At 62.0% G+C, this 20,328-nt stretch carries 20 protein-coding genes and 3 pseudogenes; 12 read left to right on the top strand and 11 right to left on the bottom strand.

Translation table 11 applies throughout. The annotated features are described in order from the left end of the window. Positions 1–6: 6 nt before the first annotated feature. Positions 7–633 (top strand): chromate transporter, encoded by a 627-nt coding sequence (locus OKW40_RS29620; protein WP_429352891.1) that lies wholly within the window; start codon positions 7–9, stop codon positions 631–633. Positions 634–677: 44 nt separating this feature from the next. Further along, entirely contained in the window at positions 678–1,214 is a 537-nt protein-coding gene (locus tag OKW40_RS29615; RefSeq protein ID WP_429493057.1) for a chromate transporter, read from the top strand. A 20-nt stretch (positions 1,215–1,234) separates the two neighbouring features. Here OKW40_RS29615 and OKW40_RS29610 read toward each other — a convergent pair whose 3' ends face one another. Continuing rightward, positions 1,235–2,650 (bottom strand): PQQ-dependent sugar dehydrogenase, encoded by a 1,416-nt coding sequence (locus OKW40_RS29610; protein ID WP_429493056.1) that lies wholly within the window; start codon positions 2,648–2,650, stop codon positions 1,235–1,237. Positions 2,651–3,054: 404 nt separating this feature from the next. On the opposite strand from OKW40_RS29610, the pseudogene OKW40_RS29605 reads away from it, so the two are divergent. From OKW40_RS29605 to OKW40_RS29575, 7 genes and pseudogenes are all read left to right on the top strand, one after another. Further along, positions 3,055–4,453: pseudogene (locus tag OKW40_RS29605) on the top strand (PLP-dependent aminotransferase family protein). 183 nt (positions 4,454–4,636) lie between these two features. Next, positions 4,637–5,683: a hydroxyectoine utilization dehydratase EutB gene (eutB, locus tag OKW40_RS29600; RefSeq protein WP_429493055.1), complete on the top strand. Its 1,047-nt coding sequence runs from the start codon at positions 4,637–4,639 to the stop codon at positions 5,681–5,683. After that, on the top strand, positions 5,680–6,684 hold the full coding sequence (locus OKW40_RS29595) for a cyclodeaminase (RefSeq protein WP_429493054.1): 1,005 nt from the start codon (positions 5,680–5,682) through the stop codon (positions 6,682–6,684). The genes eutB and OKW40_RS29595 overlap by 4 nt, the downstream gene beginning before the upstream one ends. A 53-nt stretch (positions 6,685–6,737) precedes the next feature. Next, positions 6,738–7,775 (top strand): N(2)-acetyl-L-2,4-diaminobutanoate deacetylase DoeB, encoded by a 1,038-nt coding sequence (gene doeB / locus OKW40_RS29590; RefSeq protein WP_429493053.1) that lies wholly within the window; start codon positions 6,738–6,740, stop codon positions 7,773–7,775. 7 nt (positions 7,776–7,782) lie between these two features. Then, positions 7,783–8,274, top strand: coding sequence for an Lrp/AsnC family transcriptional regulator (locus OKW40_RS29585; RefSeq protein ID WP_429352898.1), 492 nt, complete (start codon positions 7,783–7,785; stop codon positions 8,272–8,274). 166 nt (positions 8,275–8,440) lie between these two features. Continuing rightward, on the top strand, positions 8,441–9,964 hold the full coding sequence (locus OKW40_RS29580) for an NAD-dependent succinate-semialdehyde dehydrogenase (RefSeq protein WP_429493052.1): 1,524 nt from the start codon (positions 8,441–8,443) through the stop codon (positions 9,962–9,964). A gap of 44 nt (positions 9,965–10,008) precedes the next feature. After that, positions 10,009–11,407 (top strand): annotated as a pseudogene (locus OKW40_RS29575) (aspartate aminotransferase family protein). 60 nt (positions 11,408–11,467) lie between these two features. On the opposite strand, the pseudogene OKW40_RS29570 reads toward OKW40_RS29575, so the two are convergent. The 10 genes and pseudogenes from OKW40_RS29570 to doeA all read right to left on the bottom strand — a co-directional run bounded on the left by OKW40_RS29570 (position 11,468) and on the right by doeA (position 17,470). Continuing rightward, a pseudogene (locus OKW40_RS29570) lies at positions 11,468–11,687 on the bottom strand (hypothetical protein). Next, positions 11,688–11,933, bottom strand: a complete 246-nt coding sequence (locus OKW40_RS29565) for a hypothetical protein (protein WP_429493051.1) — start codon at positions 11,931–11,933, stop codon at positions 11,688–11,690. Further along, entirely contained in the window at positions 11,933–12,280 is a 348-nt protein-coding gene (locus OKW40_RS29560; RefSeq protein WP_429493050.1) for a hypothetical protein, read from the bottom strand. The genes OKW40_RS29565 and OKW40_RS29560 overlap by 1 nt, the downstream gene beginning before the upstream one ends. A 64-nt stretch (positions 12,281–12,344) precedes the next feature. Then, a complete protein-coding gene (locus OKW40_RS29555) occupies positions 12,345–13,076 on the bottom strand; it encodes an immunity 52 family protein (RefSeq protein WP_429493049.1) in 732 nt (243 codons plus the stop codon). Between the two features lie 7 nt (positions 13,077–13,083). Further along, a complete protein-coding gene (locus tag OKW40_RS29550; protein WP_262413558.1) occupies positions 13,084–13,707 on the bottom strand; it encodes a restriction endonuclease fold toxin 5 domain-containing protein in 624 nt (207 codons plus the stop codon). Further along, positions 13,707–14,051 carry a hypothetical protein gene (locus OKW40_RS29545; protein WP_429493048.1) on the bottom strand — a complete coding sequence of 115 codons (345 nt, stop codon included), beginning with the start codon at positions 14,049–14,051 and terminating at the stop codon, positions 13,707–13,709. Before OKW40_RS29545 ends, OKW40_RS29550 begins: the two co-directional genes overlap by 1 nt. Then, positions 14,038–14,541 carry a DUF4123 domain-containing protein gene (locus OKW40_RS29540; protein ID WP_184040040.1) on the bottom strand — a complete coding sequence of 168 codons (504 nt, stop codon included), beginning with the start codon at positions 14,539–14,541 and terminating at the stop codon, positions 14,038–14,040. Before OKW40_RS29540 ends, OKW40_RS29545 begins: the two co-directional genes overlap by 14 nt. Continuing rightward, positions 14,541–14,900: a hypothetical protein gene (locus OKW40_RS29535; protein WP_262413556.1), complete on the bottom strand. Its 360-nt coding sequence runs from the start codon at positions 14,898–14,900 to the stop codon at positions 14,541–14,543. The genes OKW40_RS29540 and OKW40_RS29535 overlap by 1 nt, the downstream gene beginning before the upstream one ends. A gap of 192 nt (positions 14,901–15,092) precedes the next feature. Further along, positions 15,093–16,184, bottom strand: coding sequence for an alcohol dehydrogenase family protein (locus OKW40_RS29530; RefSeq protein ID WP_429493047.1), 1,092 nt, complete (start codon positions 16,182–16,184; stop codon positions 15,093–15,095). 65 nt (positions 16,185–16,249) lie between these two features. Continuing rightward, complete coding sequence (doeA, locus tag OKW40_RS29525) at positions 16,250–17,470, bottom strand: ectoine hydrolase DoeA (RefSeq protein WP_187610658.1); 1,221 nt, start codon at positions 17,468–17,470, stop codon at positions 16,250–16,252. Between the two features lie 289 nt (positions 17,471–17,759). Here doeA and ehuA point away from each other — a divergent pair, with 289 nt between their 5' ends. The 3 genes from ehuA to ehuC all read left to right on the top strand — a co-directional run bounded on the left by ehuA (position 17,760) and on the right by ehuC (position 20,325). Then, positions 17,760–18,665, top strand: a complete 906-nt coding sequence (gene ehuA, locus OKW40_RS29520; protein WP_311541786.1) for an ectoine/hydroxyectoine ABC transporter ATP-binding protein EhuA — start codon at positions 17,760–17,762, stop codon at positions 18,663–18,665. Positions 18,666–18,748: 83 nt separating this feature from the next. After that, positions 18,749–19,591, top strand: coding sequence for an ectoine/hydroxyectoine ABC transporter substrate-binding protein EhuB (ehuB, locus tag OKW40_RS29515; RefSeq protein WP_429493046.1), 843 nt, complete (start codon positions 18,749–18,751; stop codon positions 19,589–19,591). Positions 19,592–19,665: 74 nt separating this feature from the next. Continuing rightward, the gene (gene ehuC, locus OKW40_RS29510) at positions 19,666–20,325 is read left to right on the top strand and encodes an ectoine/hydroxyectoine ABC transporter permease subunit EhuC (RefSeq protein ID WP_018423791.1); all 660 of its coding nucleotides are present in this window, start codon (positions 19,666–19,668) and stop codon (positions 20,323–20,325) included. The last annotated feature ends 3 nt before the right edge of the window (positions 20,326–20,328 follow it).

Genomic DNA, 20,328 nt, shown 5'->3' with positions numbered 1-20,328 from the left:
CGAGCATTGGGCAAAGGCATCCACGGGCAAGACGTCAGCGACCCGGTATCGACACCCGAAGACGACGCGCCACACCACGCACCACCGCCGCGCGAAGTGACTTCGCTCGGCCTCTTTCTGATCTTCGCCCGCATCGGTCTGACGAGTTTCGGCGGCGGACTGAGCGGCTGGTTCATGCGCGAGTTCGTGCACGACCGCCACTGGATGAGCGAGGACGAATTTCTCAACGGCCTCGCGTTGTCGCAGGCGCTGCCCGGTGTCAACGTGAAGAATCTGGCGATCTGGATCGGCTACCGGCTGCTCGGCTGGCGCGGCGCTGTTGCGGGATTCTGCGGCATCATTTTTCCGGCGGCCGTCGTGATCATTCTGCTCGGCGCGTTCTTCTCGGCGATCGCATCGTTTCCGCTCACGCATATCGCGCTCGCTGGCGCCGCGGCCGGCGCGATCGGGCTGTCGCTGTCGATGGCGATCACCGCCGCACGCCGGCTGCCGCGCCGCGTGTTTCCGTATCTGGTGCTGCTCGCGACGTTCGCGGCCGCCGCGGTGTTTCGCGTGTCGCTGGTATGGACCGTGCTGATCGCCGGCGCGTTGAGCGTCGGCTATGAATACGTGCGCGAGGCGCGCCAGCCCTGATCGGCTTTTATCGCCGCTAGTCAAACTCCACAAAAGCTTCTGTCGTGCTCAGAATTCTTATCGCCCTGTTTTCGGTGTTCGCGCCGCTGTCGATCGTCACCGTCGGTGGCGGGCAAGGGATCATCCCCGAAGTGCAGCGCCAGGTCGTCGACGTGCATCACTGGATGACCCATGCGCAATTTCTCAGCGACTTCGCGATCGCGCGGCTCGCGCCCGGTCCTGGCTCGCTGCTCGCGACGCTGATTGGCTATCAGGTCGGCGGACTCGGTGGCGCGCTCGTCGCGACCGTCGCGCTATTTGGGCCGACTGCGTTTCTGATGTATGGCGTCGTGCACGTATGGAACCGGCACGAAGGCGCGCGCTGGCTGAATGCGTTGCAGGCCGGGTTGCGGCCGGTGGCGGCCGGGTTGATTCTCGCGGCCGTCTATGTACTGATCAAGGAGCTCGAAGGCGGGTGGATTGCGTGGCTCACCGCGGTCATCGCGACCGTGCTCGTGATGACGACGCGTATCAATGCGTTGGTGCTGATCGCGGGCGGCGCGGTTGTGTTTGTGGTGGCGCATTTTGAGGGGTTGCTGTAGCGCGCCACCGGTACTTCTTCCTAGTTGTGTGTAATTCGCCTGATCGTACTGGTTACGAGATCCACGTAGAACAGGTCGCCATTCTGGCCCGCCTTCAGATCCACCGGTCCTCCCTGCAGACCCCTTGCGAAAGTCTGGGGCACATTGTTCGGAGGTTGCATGGTCCAGATGCATTGCCGCAGAAGATCACCAAAGTACAGTGCGTTTTTGAATTGAGCAGGGTAGGTTGTGCTCGTATCGTCGGTAAACCCGATCGCAGAGATGACACTGCCGTTCTGGTCCGGCCCTCCGCCGTTCCGCTTGCCGCCGCAGGTTCTTCCGCGACTGTCATCGGGTGAAATGTAGCTCGTGTGAGCGTACGCATAAAACGGCGCCGTGGCACCCACGAACTTTCCGCAGTAGCCCGTGTTTTGATAGTCGGGCTCGGGAGCCGCAGCGAAGTTGGCGCCAGGGCTCCATCCTTCGTAGCACGGCCAGCCGAAGTCTTGGCCGTCGACAGTGACATGATCGATTGCCTCCCAACTGTTCCAGCCCACATTGCCGATATACAGCTCGTCCGTACTACCAGGCAGGCGGGCGAACCGGAACGGATTGCGTAAGCCTTGCGCAACCAGGGCAACGCTTTGAGTTGTCGAACCCGGGTTCGTGATCCGGAGAACAGCGCCGTCGCTATAGGGAGACACGCCTTGACTGCGAAACGCGCCCTGCGGCAGATTCGTGCCATCGCCGCACGCAGTATCCAACTGTCCGTAGTCCACCTGATCGAAGCTCGCGCCCTCGCCAGCGCTAACGTACAGCGTTCTGTTGTCAACTCCGAAGACTAGTCCGCCAATACTGTGAGACGTGTAGAAAAAACACCACGTTTGATTGCCTGACCCTGCGGGAGGGAGGATCTTCGTTTCGGTCGTGCCCGCTCCCGCCGTTGTCAGCAGCGAAAGCTGGCCGTGAGTCAGAACGTTTCCGCTACAGGCGCCTGTAGCTGGAGGCGTCGTGTAAAGCACGTAAATTTTGCCGTCGTTCCGAGGATCGACCGCAATCCCGAGAAGTCCCCGGTCGACATCGTTGCAGACTTCATTGCTGAGGTCGGCAATCAACGTACAGGTAGGCGTCGCCAGGTCGCAATTCCAAACCCTGCCGCCTTTTTCGGCGATGAAGACCCTGGTCTGGCTTGCGTTGAAACTGATTGCCGTCGGCTGATTGAGACAACCGCTGTATAAAATCCGCTCTGTAAATCCCTTTGGAAGCACCGGCTGCGGCCTGGTCGTGGAGACGGGCTGACATATGACCGATTGCCCAATGGCGACAGAGGTCGGTACACCAGGGTTGCTGGGAGGATTGGCGCGCGCCGGATCGGCGAAACATGCCAACCCCAGCAGCGCTGCCAGTATGACGATCACGCGGGTCTGAGTTGCCCGCCAGAAAATAGGGGGCGACACCTTATCCTCCTGTTCGCGAGTTGAATACAAAAACACCTGCAGACGTACGACCGGAGCATTGACTGCTGTATGTGCATCGCGATTCGCGAATTGTGAATGGTTGAATGATAGGACTCGTACCCGCGAATGGTGGCCAATTCTCTGCCGCCGCACGCCACCTCACGCAAGCCACATAACGTCCACTCACGCGTTTTCCATGTTGAACTGGCGACGCTGGAACAGGTGGCCTCGTTCAACCGTCATCCTTGGATGGCGCCGCTTGGCGAGATCCTGCCCCACATTTTTTCGCGTTAAATGCCATAGGACATTAATTTCCTCCCCCGTTTCTGCCGCACTATGGGAGATCAAGCGAGACGACGCCGACTCCTCACGGAGCCAGCATCCACCACAACATAGGAGCAGCGGTGATCGAGCAGTGGCGCGAGGCCGTGCGCGCGGTGCACGGCGTGGAATCGAAATACAAGCGACTGGTCAAGGCGATTGCCGGCGACATCGAGAACACGTCGCTGCCGCCGGGCGCGCGCCCTGCCGCCGCAACGCGACGTCGCCGCCGAACTCGCGATCAGCGTGCAGACCGTGACCAACGCGTACAAGGAACTGGAGCGGCAAGGCCTGATCCGCTGCGAGGTCGGGCGCGGGAGCTTCGTCGCGGCGCGCGTCACCGAAACGATGTCGAGCTACATGCTCGATACGGCCGAGCGTTCGGTGGTCGACTTTTCGATCGCGCGCATCATTCACACGTCCGAGCATGACGCGATGTGGCGCAAGGTCTGCGCGACGCTGTCGACGCTCGACGATCAGCCGTGGATTCGCGCGTTCCGGCCGATCGCGGGCTTCGAGCATCATCGCCAGGCGGGTATTGCATGGCTCGCGTCGCTCGGCATGCCGGCTTCGGCCGATACGCTGCTCGTCACGAACGGCGCCGCCCACGGCATTTTTCTCGCGCTCGCTTCGCTGGTGGGGCCGGGCGACACCGTGCTGTGCGAAAGCTTGACGGATCACGGCGTGATAGGTTCGGCCAACGTGCTCGGCTTCACGCTGAAGGGCCTCGAGATCGACGAGTACGGCATTCACCCCGAGCATTTCGAGGAGATGTGCGACAGCGAGCGCATCTCGGCGCTCGTCTGCACACCGACGCTGAACAATCCGACCGTTGCGTTGATGCCCGATTCACGGCGTCGCGCGATTGCGAAAATCGCCGAACGTTATGGCGTATACGTGATCGAGGACGACGTGTACGGGCCGTTGCCGGCCAAACATTCCACGCCCATTTCGAGCCTGATTCCGGATCTTTCGTTCTACTGCACGAGTTTTACGAAGTCGGTGATGGCCGGCTTGCGCATCGGTTATATGACGACGCCGCGCCGGCTCGCGCTGCGCGCCGAGAGCGTGCTGCGCGTGAGCAGTTGGATGGCGACGCCGCCGATGGCCGAGGTCGCCACGCGCTGGGTTGTCGACGGCACGGCCGCGCGGCTCGTCGAAATTCAGCGCGAGCGGCTCGGGCGGCGTCAGTCGCAATTGCAGCAGACGCTCGGTAAATATGTGCTGGGCGCGCATCCGCAGGCGCTATCGGCGTGGCTGCGGGTGCCCGATCACTGGCGTACCGATCGGCTGGTGCGCGAACTGCGCAACCGCGACATCGCAGTCACGTCGCCCGATCCGTTTCTCGTGCGCGACGCCGACCGGCCCAACGCGGTGCGGGTTTGCGTCGGCGCCGAGGTCAGCGAAGACACCTATAAAGCCGCGCTCGAAACGATGCGCGACGTGTTCGAGCAGTACCCGCAGGTGCACGATTTCACCTGATCGCGCCGGTGCGCGAATTGCGTAACGCGCTGACCGAAATGAACTAGGACAATAAAAATCCTTTTTTAGAACACTAGACTGGGCTGCATGGAAAGCGATGCGGTCGCGAGTCACTGCGTTTATCTGCGATAGCCGTGCCCGCATCGAATAGCGAATCGACCTCTTTGATGCAGGGCCTGGTGCATGTCCGTTCCATCGTCAGCCGTTCCATTGTCAGCCGATCTTTCGTTAGCCGACATTTACCGCGCGCGCAGCCGTATCGACGGTCGCGTATGCCGTACGCCGCTCGTCGAATCGCCGAGCCTGTCGGCGCACGCGGGCACGCCGGTTTATCTGAAACTCGAAACCGTGCAGCCGACCGGCAGCTTCAAGCTGCGCGGCGCGACCAATGCGCTCGCGCAGTTGGCCGAGCAGGGCTGCACTCGCGTGGTGACCGCATCGACCGGTAATCATGGCCGCGCGCTCGCGCATGCGGCGCGCGCGCTCGGTATGGACGCAACCGTGTGTCTGTCGCGCCTCGTGCCCGCCAACAAGGTCGACGCGGTACGGGCGCTCGGCGCGCACGTGCGCATTACCGGCCAAAGTCAGGACGAGGCCGAGCACGAAGCATTGCGGCTCGCGCGCGAAGAAGGCTATGCATACGTGCCGCCATTCGACGATCCGCGCGTGATCGCCGGACAGGGCACGATCGGGCTCGAAATCGTCGAGGCCTTGCCCGATGTCGCGAACATCGTGGTGCCGTTGTCGGGCGGCGGCCTATTTGCCGGCATCGCGCTCGCGGCGAAAAGCACCAATCCCACGATTGGCTTGACAGGCGTCACGATGGCGCGCGGCGCCGCGATGCATGCGAGTCTCGCGGCCGGACGGCCGGTGCTGGTCGAGGAAGTCGACACGCTCGCCGATTCGCTCGGCGGTGGCATCGGACTGGAAAACCGCTATACGTATGCGCTGACGCGCGATCTGATCGACGAGACCGTGCTGCTCGACGAGGCGTCGATTGCGCGCGGCATCGCGCATGCGTATCGGCAGGAACGGCTCGTCGTCGAAGGCGCGGCGGCGGTGGGGATTGCCGCGGTGCTCGATCACGCGCTGCCCGCTGAACGCATCGCGCGCGGGCCGCTCGTGCTCGTCGTGACGGGCGCGAACATCGATATGAATCTGCATCGGCGGATCATCGGCAACGAATCCTCGCAAGCCGCGCCGTCACCGAACTCACACACCCCATCATGACCTCGATCACGCTCCTTGGCGAAGCCGAGCTTCGCAAACTCGTGCCGCTCGATCTCGCGGCCATCGATCAGATCGAAGCCGCCTTTGTCGCGCTCGCGACCGAGGCGGTCGCGATGCCGCCGATCCTGCGGCTCGATCTGCCGGCGCATAACGGCGAAGTCGACGTGAAGACCGCGTGGCTGCCGCGCCTCGACAGCTTCGCGATCAAGGTCAGTCCAGGTTTCTTCGACAACCCGTCGCTCGGTCTGCCGAGCCTGAATGGTCTGATGCTGGTGTTGTCGGCGAAGACCGGGCTGACCGAAGCGGTGCTGCTCGACAACGGCTATCTGACCGCCATACGCACGGCGGCCGCCGGCGCGGTCGCGGCGCGCTGGCTCGCGAAAGCGCACACGCCGCAGGTCGCGGTGATCGGCGCGGGCGAGCAGGCGCGTCTGCAACTGCGGGCCTTGATGCTGGTGCGCCGCGTCGAACACATACGCGTCTGGGCGCGCGACGCGGCGAGCGCGTTGCGTTTCTCCGCGGAAGTGAACGACACGCTCGGCGTGCGATGCGATGTCGCGGCCAGCGTTCATGACGCGCTCGCCGAAGCGGACGTCGCGATTACCACCACGCCGAGCCGCACGCCGCTGATCGACGCCGCCGATCTGCATCCGGGCCTGCACATCACTGCGATGGGCTCGGACGCCGAGCACAAGAACGAAATCGCGCCGGCCGCGCTGGCGGCGGCGCGCTACGTATGCGACCGCGCGCAGCAAACGCGCGTGCTCGGCGAACTGCATCACGCGCTCGCCGCGGGCACGATGCGTGACGATGCGGCGATCGTCGAATTGGGCCAGGTGATCGCGAAACAGGCCGCGGGCCGCACGAGCGACGCCGACGTGACGATCTGCGATCTGACCGGAACCGGCGCGCAGGACACCGCTATCGCCGCGCTCGCATTGCAGCGCGCGCGTGCCGCGAAGGCGGGAACGACATTTGGCAACGACGCGCCGCCTAAATGACGCGCGATGAACGGCAATACGCCGCGCAAGCGGCTCACGAAGGAGTAGCACAGATGCGGGCATCCCCGATTCAACCGACGGTCGATTTCAACGCCGACGGCGAACAGCATGGTTTCCTGAAGCTGCCTCATTCGCACGACGTCTCCGCATGGGGCGCGGAGATGATCCCCATCACCGTGATCCGCAACGGCGAGGGACCGACCGCGCTGCTAACGGGCGGCAATCACGGTGACGAATACGAAGGGCCGATTGCGCTGTCGAAGCTCGCCGCCACGTTGAAGGCGAGTGACGTACTCGGGCGCGTGATCATCGTGCCGTTCATGAATTTTCCGGCGTTTCGCGCGGGCACGCGCACGTCGCCGATCGATCACGGCAATCTGAATCGCAGCTTTCCGGGCAAGCCGGACGGCACCGTGACCGAGAAGATCGCCGATTATTTTCAGCGCTATCTGCTGCCGCTCGCCGACTATGTGCTCGATCTGCACGCGGGTGGCCGCACGCTCGACTTCGTGCCGTTCGCCGCGATTCACGTGCTGCCCGACACGACGCAGCAAGCGCGCTGCGAGGCAGCGATGCGCGCATTCGGCGCGCCGTACTCGATGCGGATGCTCGAACTCGATAGCGTCGGCCTTTACGACACGGCCGTCGAGGAAGCGGGCAAGGTGTTCGTGTCGACCGAACTCGGGGGTGGTGGCACGGCGACCGTGCACAGCGTGGCGATTACGGAGCGCGGTGTGCGCGGCTTTCTGCAGCATGCGGGAATCATCAGGCAAGACGAAGCAATGGGTCACTCGAGCACGAGCGCGCCGCGCACGACGACGCTGCTCGATATGCCCGACGGCACCTGCTACACGACGAGCGAGCACGATGGTCTGCTCGAACTGTGCAAGGACCTCGGCGACATGGTCGACGGCGGCGAGGTGATCGCGCGGATCTACGACGCGAAGCGCACCGGCGCCGCGCCGATCGAATATCGCGCGCGACGCGGCGGCATGCTGTCCGCGCGGCATTTTCCGGGGCTCGTGCAGATTGGCGACACGGTTGCGGTGGTCGCCGACGTGCTCGAACGAGGCATACCGGTAACGGTCTGAACACGTGATGAAATTCGACCGCTACGATCTCGCGATTTTGCGCATTCTCGCGCGCGATGGCCGCATCACGAAGTCGCGCCTCGCCGAAGAAATCAATCTGTCGATTTCGCCAGCATGGGAGCGCGTGAAGCGCCTCGAAGAAGAGGGCGTGATTCGCGGGTATCGCGCGGATATCGATTGGGTGCGCGCGTTCAAAGGCAGCCGCGTGGTGGTCGAGGTCACGCTCGCGCGTCATACCGCGCCGGACATGCGGCGCTTCGAGGAGCGCATCGCGGCCGCGCCCGAAGTCGTGCAATGCCTCGCGACGGGTGGCGGTGTCGACTATGTGATGCAGGTGCTGTCGCGCGATATCGACCACTATCAGCGCTTCATCGATACGTTGCTGACCGACGAATTGGGCATCGAAAAGTACTTCACCTATATCGTCACGAAGGTGGTGAAAAGCGGGGCCGAAGGCTTGCCCGAATGGGCGGAACAATCGATTGGCGAGAACGGCTGAGTGGCGCGCTACTTGCGGTCGACGTACGACGAAAAGCCCCACCCGAAAAAACGATAACCATGCGGCGAATTGCAGAAAAAACGTAGCCTTCGACAAGCGACAACAAAAAAAGCCGCAGTGCCGCCGGACCTACAGTGATAGCAGACATCGCACACAGGAGGTCGTCATGTTGCTGGGTCATCCGGTCTTATTCAAATCGCTGTGCTACGTGGATGGACGCTGGGTTCATAGCGCGAGCGCCGCGAGCGTCGCGGTGCAGAATCCCGCGAATCAGGAAGTGCTCGGCCATGTGCCGATGCTCGACGCGGCGCAGATCACCGCCGCGGTCGATGCCGCGCAGCGCGCGTTCGACACGTGGCGCTGGGTGCCGGTCGCCAAACGTTCGGCGCTGCTGTTGCGCTGGCATGAGCTGATTCTGCGTCATCAGCAGGATCTCGCCGCGATTCTGTCGCTCGAACAGGGCAAGCCGCTTGCTGAAGCGCGCGGCGAAATTGCGTATGGCGCGAGCTTCGTCGAATGGTTCGCGCATGAGGTGCGGCGCCTGAATGGGCGCACGATTCCGACCCATATCGATGGCGCTCATCTGGGCACGATCATCGAGCCGGTCGGCGTGGCCGCGCTGATCACGCCGTGGAATTTCCCGTGCGCGATGCTCACCCGCAAGGCCGCCGCCGCGCTCGCCGCCGGTTGCACGGTGGTCGCGAAGCCCGCGCACGAGACGCCGTTCTCCGCGCTCGCGCTCGCGCAACTCGCCGAAGAAGCGGGCTTTCCGGCCGGCGTGTTCAACGTCGTGCTCGGCGAGCCGCAAATGGCGATGGAAACGCTGGTTTCAGATAGCCGCGTGCGCTCGGTCAGCTTCACCGGCTCGACGCGTGTCGGCGCGCTAGTGATGCAAACGGCCGCACGGGCAGGCATCAAGAAGACCGCGCTCGAACTGGGCGGCAACGCGCCTTTCATCGTGACCGAAGATGCGGACCTCGAACAGGCCGTGCGCGTCGCGGTCGCGGCGAAGTTCCAGACCTCGGGCCAGGACTGCTGCGCGGCGAACCGGATCTTCGTCGCGCGTTCGTTGTATGAAGCGTTCGTCGCGCGATATAGCGATGCCGTGAAGGCGTTGAAAGTGGGCGGCGCATTCGACCCGAACGTGGACGTCGGCCCGCTGATGCACCAGGCCGCGTTCGACACGACCGTGCAGCGCGTCGCCGACGCGCGTGAGAAGGGTGCGCGCGTCACGGTAGGCGGCGCGGCGCACGAGCGCGGCGGCTGGTTCTTCGAGCCGACCGTGGTCGTCGATGCGGCGCCCGGCATGCGCATTTACGACGAAGAAAATTTCGCGCCGATCTCGGCGGTCACGCCGTTCGATTCGCTCGACGAAGTGGTCGAACGCGCGAACGACACCGAGTATGGACTTGCCGCCTACGTGTGCGCGAAAGATCTGAACACCGTGTTTCAACTGATCCGCCGACTCGACTTCGCGATGGTGTCCATCAACGGCGCGAAGTTCACCGGCGCACCGATTCCGTTCGGCGGCATCAAGTCGTCGGGGCTTGGACGCGAAGGCGGCGTCGAAGGCTTCGAGCCGTTCGTCGAGACACGTTATTTCTGCCTTGGCCAGCTTGGCTTGCCGGTCAGCGACAGCGCCCCCGCTCGTGCCGCTGCACATGCGATGGCGACGGACGCAACGGCCTGAACCTACCGATTCATTCATCCAGACATCACACGAAGGAGCGACCCATGACTCAATTCGATCAACTGCTGAGCGCCGATCGCGCGCACTTCATGCATCCGTCGACGCACGCGCACGATCACGCGAGCGGCGCGCTGCCGGGCCGGATCGTGACCGGCGCGAAAGGTATCCGCATCGAGGACCATCAAGGCAAGACTTTTATCGATGCATTTGCCCGGCCTTTATTGCGTGAACATCGGCTACGGCCGCACCGAAGTGGCCGAAGCGATTTACGAGCAGGCGAAGAAGCTCGCGTATTACCACACGTATGTCGGCCACTCGACCGATACGATCATCGAGCTGTCGTCGCGCATCATCGACTGGTCGCCGCAGGGCATGAAGAAGGTGTACTACGGCATGTCCGGTTCGGACGCGAACGAAACGCAGATCAAGCTCGTCTGGTACTACAACAATGTGAAGGGCCGCCCGAACAAGAAGAAGATCATTTCGCGCGAGCGCGGCTATCACGGCTCGGGCATCGTCACCGGCAGTCTCACGGGATTGCCGAGCTTCCACCAGTTCTTCGATCTGCCGATCGAACGCGTCAAGCATACCGTGTGTCCGCACTGGTATCGTCGCGCGCCGGCCGGTATGAATGAAACGCAGTTCGTCGCGTACTGCGTCGACGAACTCGAAAAACTGATCGCGCGCGAAGGCGCCGATACGATCGCGGCCTTCATCGGCGAACCGGTGATGGGCACGGGCGGCATCGTACCGCCGCCGGCCGGTTACTGGCCCGCGATCCAGCAGGTGCTGAAGAAGCACGACATCCTGTTGATCTGCGACGAAGTGGTGTGCGGTTTCGGCCGGCTTGGCTCGAAGATGGGTGCGCAGCACTACGGCATTCAACCCGATCTGATCACTGTCGCCAAGGGTTTGACGAGTGCTTACGCGCCGCTGTCCGGCGTGATCGTCAGCGAAGGCGTATGGGACGTGATCGATAAGGCATCGCAGGAATCGGGTGCGTTGGGGCATGGCTGGACCTATTCGGGCCATCCGATCTGCGCGGCGGCGGCGCTCGCCAACCTCGAGATTCTCGAACGCGAGAACCTCATGCAGAATGCGGCGCAAACCGGCGCTTATCTGCTGGAGCAATTGCATGCGGCGTTCGACTCGCATCCGCTCGTCGGCGAAGTGCGCGGCGTGGGCATGCTGGCCGCGCTGGAGTTCATGGCCGACAAGGATGTCCGCACGCCGTTCGATGCGGCGCTGAAGGTCGGGCCGCGTGTGTCGGCTGCCGCGATGCAGCGCGGACTGATCGCGCGGGCGATGCCGCACGGCGACATTCTCGGCTTTGCGCCGCCGCTGGTGACGTCGCGCGGCGACGTGGACGAGATCGTGAAGCTGACGCGCGAGGCGGTGGATGAGGTGGCGTCGCAGGTGTTTACGCCGGCTGCTTCGCTTTGATCAAGTGAGGTGAACGAGAGCCTCGGCCGCTGCGATGCGGTTCATGGTCGGGGCTTTCATTTACTTCGTGCGGTAGTGGCGCCATAGCTTCATGATGGCCACATAGGCAAGCGCTGCCACGATCAATTCAATAGTCATCCACACTACGAAATATAGAATCCGAAGCACGCCACCATGCGAGCGCCTCGCTTTCCGTCCACGGATAGGGGTATGGGTGGACATAATGGATCGACAGAACGAAAAGGCCGAAAAATAGCGCGACCTGAGATCGCAAGAACAGCTACTTTGGCGCTGAAAGATTCAGTCGCGCGGCCAGATCCGGATGCGCTTCGCCTAGACATCGAAGTGCCAGCGCTCCAAGCTTGCGGGCCGATTCGTCATCCAATGAAGTTTCCGGTGCTTCAGGAATATCGAGGAACATCGCCCGATCCAGGGTTGATTGAATAGCACGACGCGACACGTTGCTCATTTTGAGCGTATTCGTGTCGTCGTCGTAGATAAAGACGACAGCAAGGTCTCGGACCATCAATAGCCTCTGCACTGGTTGTATGTTTCAAAAGCACGTTGCTCGCACGCAAAGCGAGTTCTCAAATCGCCGCCGTATGTTTTTGACAGCATCTTGCACGCGATCATATTGCGCTCATATTCCATCTCGCACTCGATCTCTTGCCGTTCGCTCACACCGCGTGCACCAAGGATCGTCACATCTCCGCCTGTCGAAGTGTCAGAATACTCGAACGGCTGGGCATCGCCCAGATTCTGCGGTATGGGCGGGCTGCTGCCATATTGCGAGCGTGCCATGCTAACGTCGTCCGCTTGTTGCGCGCGCCCGCGACAATCGCACGCCCATGCGTAACCCAGGGCTTTGGCCATTGCGTAACCGGTCGAATACGACCGAAGCCTATCCTGCGGAAACCATCGGGGTAGCAAGCCGGACTCAGAGATCAACGAAACGCGGCAACAGGTTCTGATCGGCGAGGCGGATTTCGATATCGTTTGCCGCCTTGACATGCTCCCGGTTATTCACGTCAAAGACTTCATCCGTCACGCTGACGATGATCGTGCCTTGTTGTCTTCCGTCGCGCACGACCTGAATCAGGGCGCGCGCTTCTGGCACCTGGGCCAGCGTGAGAACGTGCGGCAGGTAGAGCATCCAGCTTACGCCTGGGCGGTCGTCGAAAACAGCTTCAGTAGCGTACTTACGCGGTCCAAACGTCACATAAAGCGACTCATAAATTCCTACCGTTCTCGCTATAACTTCAGCAACGGATTTGTAATCGCCCAATCTAGATGAGTGACAATTTTTCTCACTCATCTCCAGATCAATCATTTGGGAAATTTCCCCCCCGCCATCGAACGAAACGTAAGCGGTGGCTCCTTCTTCCTCTGATTCGGTGCCATTCCAAATTCCGATCGATTTTGTCGCGCTCTGACTTACATTTTTGTATTCATTGGACAATGCGAGAATCGCGGCCTTAGATGGCTCATTGTTCTCGTAGACGTTGCACTGCAACGCCTCCACGATCGTATCAGCTTGAATATACCAATTAGCCAAGGTGCTGTCTTTTTGTGAGATTAAATCAACAAGAAGTCGCAGCCGGCGAATGTGAAATTCAAAGGCCGAAGAGGAAACGGCGCCGCTATCACGATGTTGTGCGAATAGATTCATGATTGAATCAAGGTTGATTGACAGACGGCACTCCGGCGATCCGAAGCGTCGAAAGCATATATTGCCTCGTCTTTGGGGTCTGGAAATACCACATTAGCCTTGCCGGAGGATTGGCGCGCACTTTAGCCCCTTGGTCTATTATCTGGTCCGCCATTTTCTTGAAGCCCGCGAAAAACGGCTTTGGCTTATCATTCCCTCCGATAAATTGGTCATAGTTCCCCTTGGCTTCCTGCAAGAGACATTGGGAGGGCTGAAACCCATCGAAGTCTGTGCCGAGCCAACTCCACTCCATGCTCCAGCCCTGGCTGGTCTCCTTGCCATTTCCGTCCGCGACTATCCCATACTCAAACGCTGTTATGCGGGCCTGGTAACGTCGCGGCTTGGGATTCATATTGTGGTTTCGCCGCACTTTTTCACCGCTCTTTTCAGGCGGGCACTTGCACGGTCTTTCTCGTTCGCGGCTCCGGTCACGCGGCAGTTCGCCCCATCCGCCGTCTGCACCCGCGCCAGTGCCGCTGCTGCCCGCAGGACCAGCAGACGGTGCGGTGGTGGGGACCGGAACAGGCATAGGCATTGCCTGCGCCATTGCGTTTGCTGCGCGTGCGAGCGTCGCCGGGAATGGAATACCCATCAGCGTTTCTCCTTCATTTCCTGTTGTCTTTTACCCGTCGCCTGTAGCAGCATTTCGAATTGCTGTTCAGCCGGAACGCCTGATTTGTGCAGCCATGCCGTGACCGCCGGAATCCAGTAAAACCCCGGCGTGGTGGCTTCCGCATACAGGAAATCGACTATCGGCACGTCACGCGTAAAGCGGAGTACCTTGGTTTGCGCGAAGGCCGCATTAAGCCGGTCGCGCAAGGTCGGATCATTGGCCAGCGCGGGATAGTCTCGCACGATATGACCACGGATAAAGTCCACATAGTTACGGTCTTCGTAGTCTTTCAGAAGCGCCCATTGTCCTTCAGTAAATTCCATTGTCGTTGATGGTGAACCGTCGTCCTTCGTTGAGGTAGTGCCACGCGTCGGCAGACCTGAAAAGCTCGCGCTCGCTCTTACCGTGGCATACCACATTGAGCGCATGCAACACCCTGGGGTCCCAGAAGCGCAGCAGGGCGGATCGTCCGTCCGGTATTCGGATACTCAGGTGTGGGCGCAGCTTTGCGGCCTGCCTTTCCAGGGTCTCTGAGGTGATCAGCCAGATCACGCCAGGGCGGGCCTGTTCGAGTTCGCGCAGCTCCGCAAGATGATCGGGCGTCGTCTTCGGATCAAACAGCCACGGCCCCGCGTGTGCGAGTGCCATGTCGCTCGTGCCCGCGAACAGCGAAACCGTCCTATCGTTTTCGGGCATCAGTTGCTGGCCGGTATGCTGCTGGTACTGGATACCGTCCACCAGCGCCAGCACGTGGCCACTGAAGTGCCGTTCCCCGTTCTTGCGAAGCTGTTCATTGACCGAGGCGGGGATCATCAGCGCTCCAGGGTCATCGCGCCTTGCCCGGCAGCGTGGATCATGCATTCGAGACAGATGGACGACTGCGGAAGCACCGACCGGGGCGTTGCGCCGTCGAGCGATATCGGGCCTTTTTTCTGCACGGCATCAGGGGCGCGTCCGCGACAATCGCATGCCCATGCGTAACCCAGGGCTTCGGCCATCTCGTAACCGGTTGCACAGGACTTCAGACTATCGAACGGAAACCACTCGCCGGTTTCGGCGTTCAGCGCCATTGCCGACGGCATTGTCGGGAAGTTTGAGTAGATTGAATAGGTGATGCGGCAAAGCTGGCACTCTTCCTTGTCCCCGGTTTCATCCTGTTTCCGTTGTTCCATTTGACCTCTGCTGATTGTTCAGAACACAGTCGAGGAATTAACCATCAAAATCACGACAAGGTCAACGGTTTTAAATTGAGATAAAGCCGCTTTGACAGGTTTTCACAATTCCAGTACTTGCCAAGCGCGAAAAAAAAGCCCGCCTTGCTGGGTGGGCTCGCATGTTCCGATTGCACCGGGAGTTACCGAAAACTAATCCGCGGCCTCCTCGCCATAATGCCGATCCGGAATCACAACGATATTCCCCACAAAGCGCTTCTCCATGAACCGCGTCTGCGCGTCGTGAAACTTCGACAGCGGATAAGTCGCCGCCAGAACCGGGCGGATCGTCCCGCTCTGAATATAGTCCAGCACGCGTTTGAACGCACCGCGCGTGCCCTGCGACGATCCATTCAACTGCAACTGCTTCAGATACATCGTGCGCAGATCGAGCTGCACGACCGGCCCCGCGATCGCGCCCGCGGTCGTATATCGTCCCTCAGGCCGCAACACGTTCAACAGCTTGCCGAACAGCGCCCCGCCGACAAGATCGGCGACTACATCGACGGCCCGCCCCTCGGTCATCCGTTCGACGTCCCCGACGAAATCGCCGCTGTCGCGCAGCATCACCCCTTGCGCGCCGAGCGCTAGCACGGCCTCTTCCTTACCCTTGCTGACCACCGCATACGGAATCGCGCCGCGCGCGCGGCACAGCTGGATGATGGCCGAGCCGACGCCGCCGGACGCGCCGGTAATCAGCACCGCTTCGCCGCGCTTGACGGCCGCGCGTTCGATCATCTGCTCGCCGGTGTGATAAGCGCACCAGAACGTAGCGAGTTCGGCGTCGGAATAGGTGCAGTCGACCCGATGCGCGTTTTCCGCGGGCACGGCCGTGTATTCGGCGTAGCCGCCGTCGCGGCCGTGGCCGATGTAGTCGATATCGGCGAGGCTGTCGTCGTCGCGGTTGTAGATCGACGCGTCGACGATCACGCGCTCGCCGATACGCGCGTCGCTGACGCCGCGACCCACCGCGACCACGCGTCCGACGATATCCGCGCCCTGAATGCGCGGAAACGTCAGCGTCGAGCGGCCGCGTCGCCACGTCGACACCGCTTGCGGATCGTCGTCGGTGCCGTAGGCGCCCTGGCGGACCCACACGTCGGTATTGTTGAGACCGCATGCGGTGACGTCGATCAGTACCTCGCCAGCCGCGCACGAGGGAACCGGCACGTCGTCGCGATAGACCAGTTTGTCGAGGCCACCGTGCGCGGTCAGCACGACGGCCTTCATCGTTTTCGGAAGCATGTTTCCCCTTTCGTTGAAACGGGCGTCGTGCTTAGCGAGTTCACGCGGGCACGACGCCCGCGCAATCACGGTTTGACGAACAGCTTGCGTGGCGTCCTGCAAAAGGTCTCGACGCCGGTCCGCGTAATCAGAATGCTCTCGGTGATTTCGAGGCCCCAGTCGTCGAGCCACAGGCCCGGCATGAAATGAAACGTCATGCCGGGTTCGAGGACCGTCTTGTCCCCAGGGCGCAGGCTCATCGTGCGCTCGCCCCAGTCCGGCGGATAGCTCGCGCCGATCGGATAGCCGCAGCGGCTGTTCTTCTCGATGCCGTATTTATGCAGCACCGCGAAAAACGCATTGGCGATGTCCTCGCAGGTATTGCCCGGTTTCGCCGCGGCGAGCCCGGCCTCGATCCCTTCGACCACCGCGCGTTCGCCTTCGATGAAATGCTTCGGCGGCTTGCCGAGGTAGACGGTGCGCGACTGCGGGCAGTGATAACGCTTGAAGCAGCCGGCAATTTCGAAGAACGTGCCGGCGTCCTTCGCGAACGGCGTGTCGTCCCAGGTCAAATGCGGGGCGGCCGCGTCGGCGCCGGTCGGCAGCAGCGGCACGATCGCCGGATAGTCGCCGCCATAACCGTCGATGCCGGTAATGCCTGCCGAGTAGATCTCCGCGACGAGGTCGTTCTTGCGCATGCCCGGCTCGATTCGCTCGACGATGTGCGCGTGCATCTTCTCGACGATGCGCGCGGCCACGCGCATGTACTCGATCTCGCGCGCGGATTTGACCGCGCGTTGCCAGTTGACGAGGCCGGTTGCGTCCTGCCATTTCGCGTCCGGCAGATGCGCGACGAGCGAGCGATAAGCGGCGGCGCTGAAATAGTAGTTGTCCATTTCGACGCCGATCTTCGCGTTGGCCCAGCCGCGTGCGGCGATCACGTCGCGCGCGAGGTAGTCCATCGGATGCCGCGCGGTGGATTGCACGTAATGATCCGGATAGCCGACGATCTGATCGTGCTGCATGAAGACGGTGCGCTTGGCACCGTTCGCGTCCTGACCGCGGCCGAACCAGACCGGCTCGCCATCCAGCGCGAGCAGCACGCACTGATGCACGTAAAACGACCAGCCGTCGTAGCCGGTGAGCCAGGCCATATTGGTCGGGTCCGACACGATCAATAGTTCGATGCCGGCCGCCTGCATGGCCTTGCGCGTTTTCGCGAGACGCGCGGCGTATTCGTCGCGTTCGAACGGCAGGCGCACGACGGGCGCCGCGATTCGCGATTCGTGTTGCGTCGTATCTGACATCTTCCCCTCACTCTGAGCGTGACGTCGTTGCGGAAAGTGGCGCCCGGTGCAAGTGAACGGGGCGTCCACGGGTATCTCTCGCCGCAGTCTAATGCCGCGAAAAAACGCCGCTGAATGTGCTAGTTCAATGTTCGTGATGTTGTCGACGGACGCTGGATGTTTGTTGCAGTGCACGCTGCGCCGCCCTTGTCCGCGCATAGAAAAGAATTGTTCTAGAGCAATCTGGATCGCAAATATGGCTGCGTATTCTGGTTCGCACTACACGTACGACGAACGGGACCGAATCGATATGAACACTGCGCGAGTTACCGATCTGTTGAGCGCTTCAGGCATCGCCCCGGCAAGTCTTTCCTCCGAGGAGCGCGCGGTCGCCTCCGCAAGCACACCGGCGCGCCGAGACGAAAGCCCGGCGAGCAAGCCATTGATCCGGCTCGACCGGATCACGAAACGATATGGCGCGCTGACCGTGCTCGACGAACTGTCGCTCGACGTGATGCCCGGCGAGAAGCTCGCGCTGATCGGTCCGTCGGGATCGGGCAAGACGACGATCCTGCGCATCCTGATGACGCTGGAAACGATCGACGGCGGCCATATCGAAGTGGACGGCGAACAGTTGTTCCATATGCCGCGCGGCGGCCAGATGGTGCCTGCGAACGAACGGCATCTGCAGAAGATGCGCGAGAAGATCGGCATGGTGTTTCAGCACTTCAATCTGTTTCCGCACAAGAGCGTGCTCGACAACGTGACGCTCGCGCCGATGCTGACGAAGGGCGAGAGCCGTGAGTCGGCGCAGAGGCGCGCGCTCGAACTGCTCGACATGGTCGGCATGGCCGATAAGGCGAAGAGCCGTCCGGCGCAACTGTCGGGCGGGCAGAAACAGCGCGTGGCGATCGCGCGGGCGCTCGCGCTCGCACCGCGGATCATGCTGTTCGACGAGGTGACGTCCGCGCTCGACCCTGAACTCGTCGAGGAAGTCCTGAACGTGATGCAGCGGCTCGCGCGTGAGACCGACATGACGATGCTGCTCGTCACGCACGAAATGGGCTTCGCGCACGACTTCGCCGACCGCGTGCTGTTCTTCGACCGCGGCAGGATCGTCGAGGAAGGCAAGCCCGAGGACATCTTCACGCATCCGACGCACGAGCGGACTCAGACGTTTCTGCGCAAGATCCTCGCCGCGGGACATCGAATCTGAGCAGAGCCGTAAGAGATTGCTTTTCCCACGCTGCACGTCACCCACTACTACGTCATACCACTACGCCTTAGGAGCCAAAAATCATGAAGCTAAAGGGGATTCTGATTGCGGGAGGGTTGTCGCTGCTGACGCTCGCGAGCCTCGCACATGCCGCCGACGACAAGCTCACGCAGCTGCGCCAGCAAGGCTTCGCGCGGATCGCGATCGCGAACGAACCGCCTTTCACCGCAGTCGGCGCCGACGGCAAGGTGACGGGCGCGGCGCCGGACGTCGCGCGTGCGGTGTTCAAGAAGCTCGGCGTCAACGACGTCGTCGCGTCGGTCTCCGAGTATGGCGCGATGATTCCGGGCCTCGCGGCCGGGCGGCATGACGCGATAGCGGCGGGGCTGTTCATGACGCCGCAGCGTTGCGCGGCCGTCGCTTATTCGCAGCCGGTGTTATGCGCGGTCGAAGCGTTCGCGGTCAAGAAAGGCAACACGAAGAGCATCAAGACCTACGAGGAAATCGCGAAAGATCCGAAGGCGGTGCTCGGTGTGGAAGGCGGCACGACCGAACAGAAGCTCGCGACCGCCGCGAATATTCCGACCGATCGCGTGATCATCGTGCCGGACGGGCAAAGCGGTCTGAAGATGCTGCAGGACGGCCGCATCGACGTGTTTGCGTTGCCGCTGCTGTCGATCACCGATCTGCTCTCAAAGGCGAAAGACCCGAACCTCGCATCGATCGCGCCGGTGCAGAACACGCCGGTGCAGTGCGACGGCGTCGCGTTCCGCAAGCAGGACACCGCGCTGCGCGATGCATTCGACGTCGAGCTGAAGAAGATGAAGGAGTCCGGCGAGTTCGCGAAGATCGTCGAGCCCTATGGCTTCTCGGCGAAGGCGGCAATGTCGACGAGCCGCGAGAAACTGTGCGCGGCGAAGAACTGAGTCCGCGATAAGACGCCATGCGCGCAACGCGATAGCGCGCATGGCCCATGACACATTGTGCGCGAGGTGCGTCGATGAACCACTGGTCCGGCTATTTGCAGCTGATTCTGCAGGGAGCGCAGACGACCGTCGAACTGACGCTGATGGGCGCGGTCCTCGCGCTCGTGATGGCATTCGTCGCTGGACTCGGGCGCCTGTCGCGTTTCTTCGTGGTGCGGGCATTGGCCACGTCGTATATCGAGTTTTTTCGCGGCACCTCGATATTCGTGCAGCTCTTCTGGGCGTATTTCGTGTTGCCGATGGCCGGCCTCACGCTGACGCCGCTGCAGGCCGGCGTGCTCGCGCTCGGTTTGAACGTCGGCGCGTATGGCGCTGAAGTGGTGCGCGGCGCGGTCGCCGCGATCGGCCACGAGCAGCGCAGCGCCTGCATTGCGCTGAATCTTTCCCGCTATCAGCGCATGCGGCACGTGATCTTGCCACAGGCCTTGCCGCTGATGCTGCCCACGTTCGGCAACAACGCGATCGAGCTGCTGAAGGGCACGGCCGTCGTGTCGCTGATCTCGCTCGGCGACATGACGTTCCAGGCGCAGGTGGTGCGCTCGCAAACCGGCAATACGTTGATCCCGTTCGCGACGATTCTCGCGCTGTACTTCGCCATGGCCTGTCTGATCTCGTTCGGCATGCGCAAGCTGGAAAGCCGGATGAGTTTCGGTCTCGACCGCATCAGGAGATAGACG

This window comes from Paraburkholderia sp. RAU6.4a (assembly GCF_050435625.1).
In the GTDB taxonomy this organism is placed as follows: Bacteria; Pseudomonadota; Gammaproteobacteria; order Burkholderiales; family Burkholderiaceae; genus Paraburkholderia; species Paraburkholderia tuberum.
Note: the sequence above shows the minus strand (reverse complement) of the source record. Positions and strands in the feature narration are given on the sequence as shown.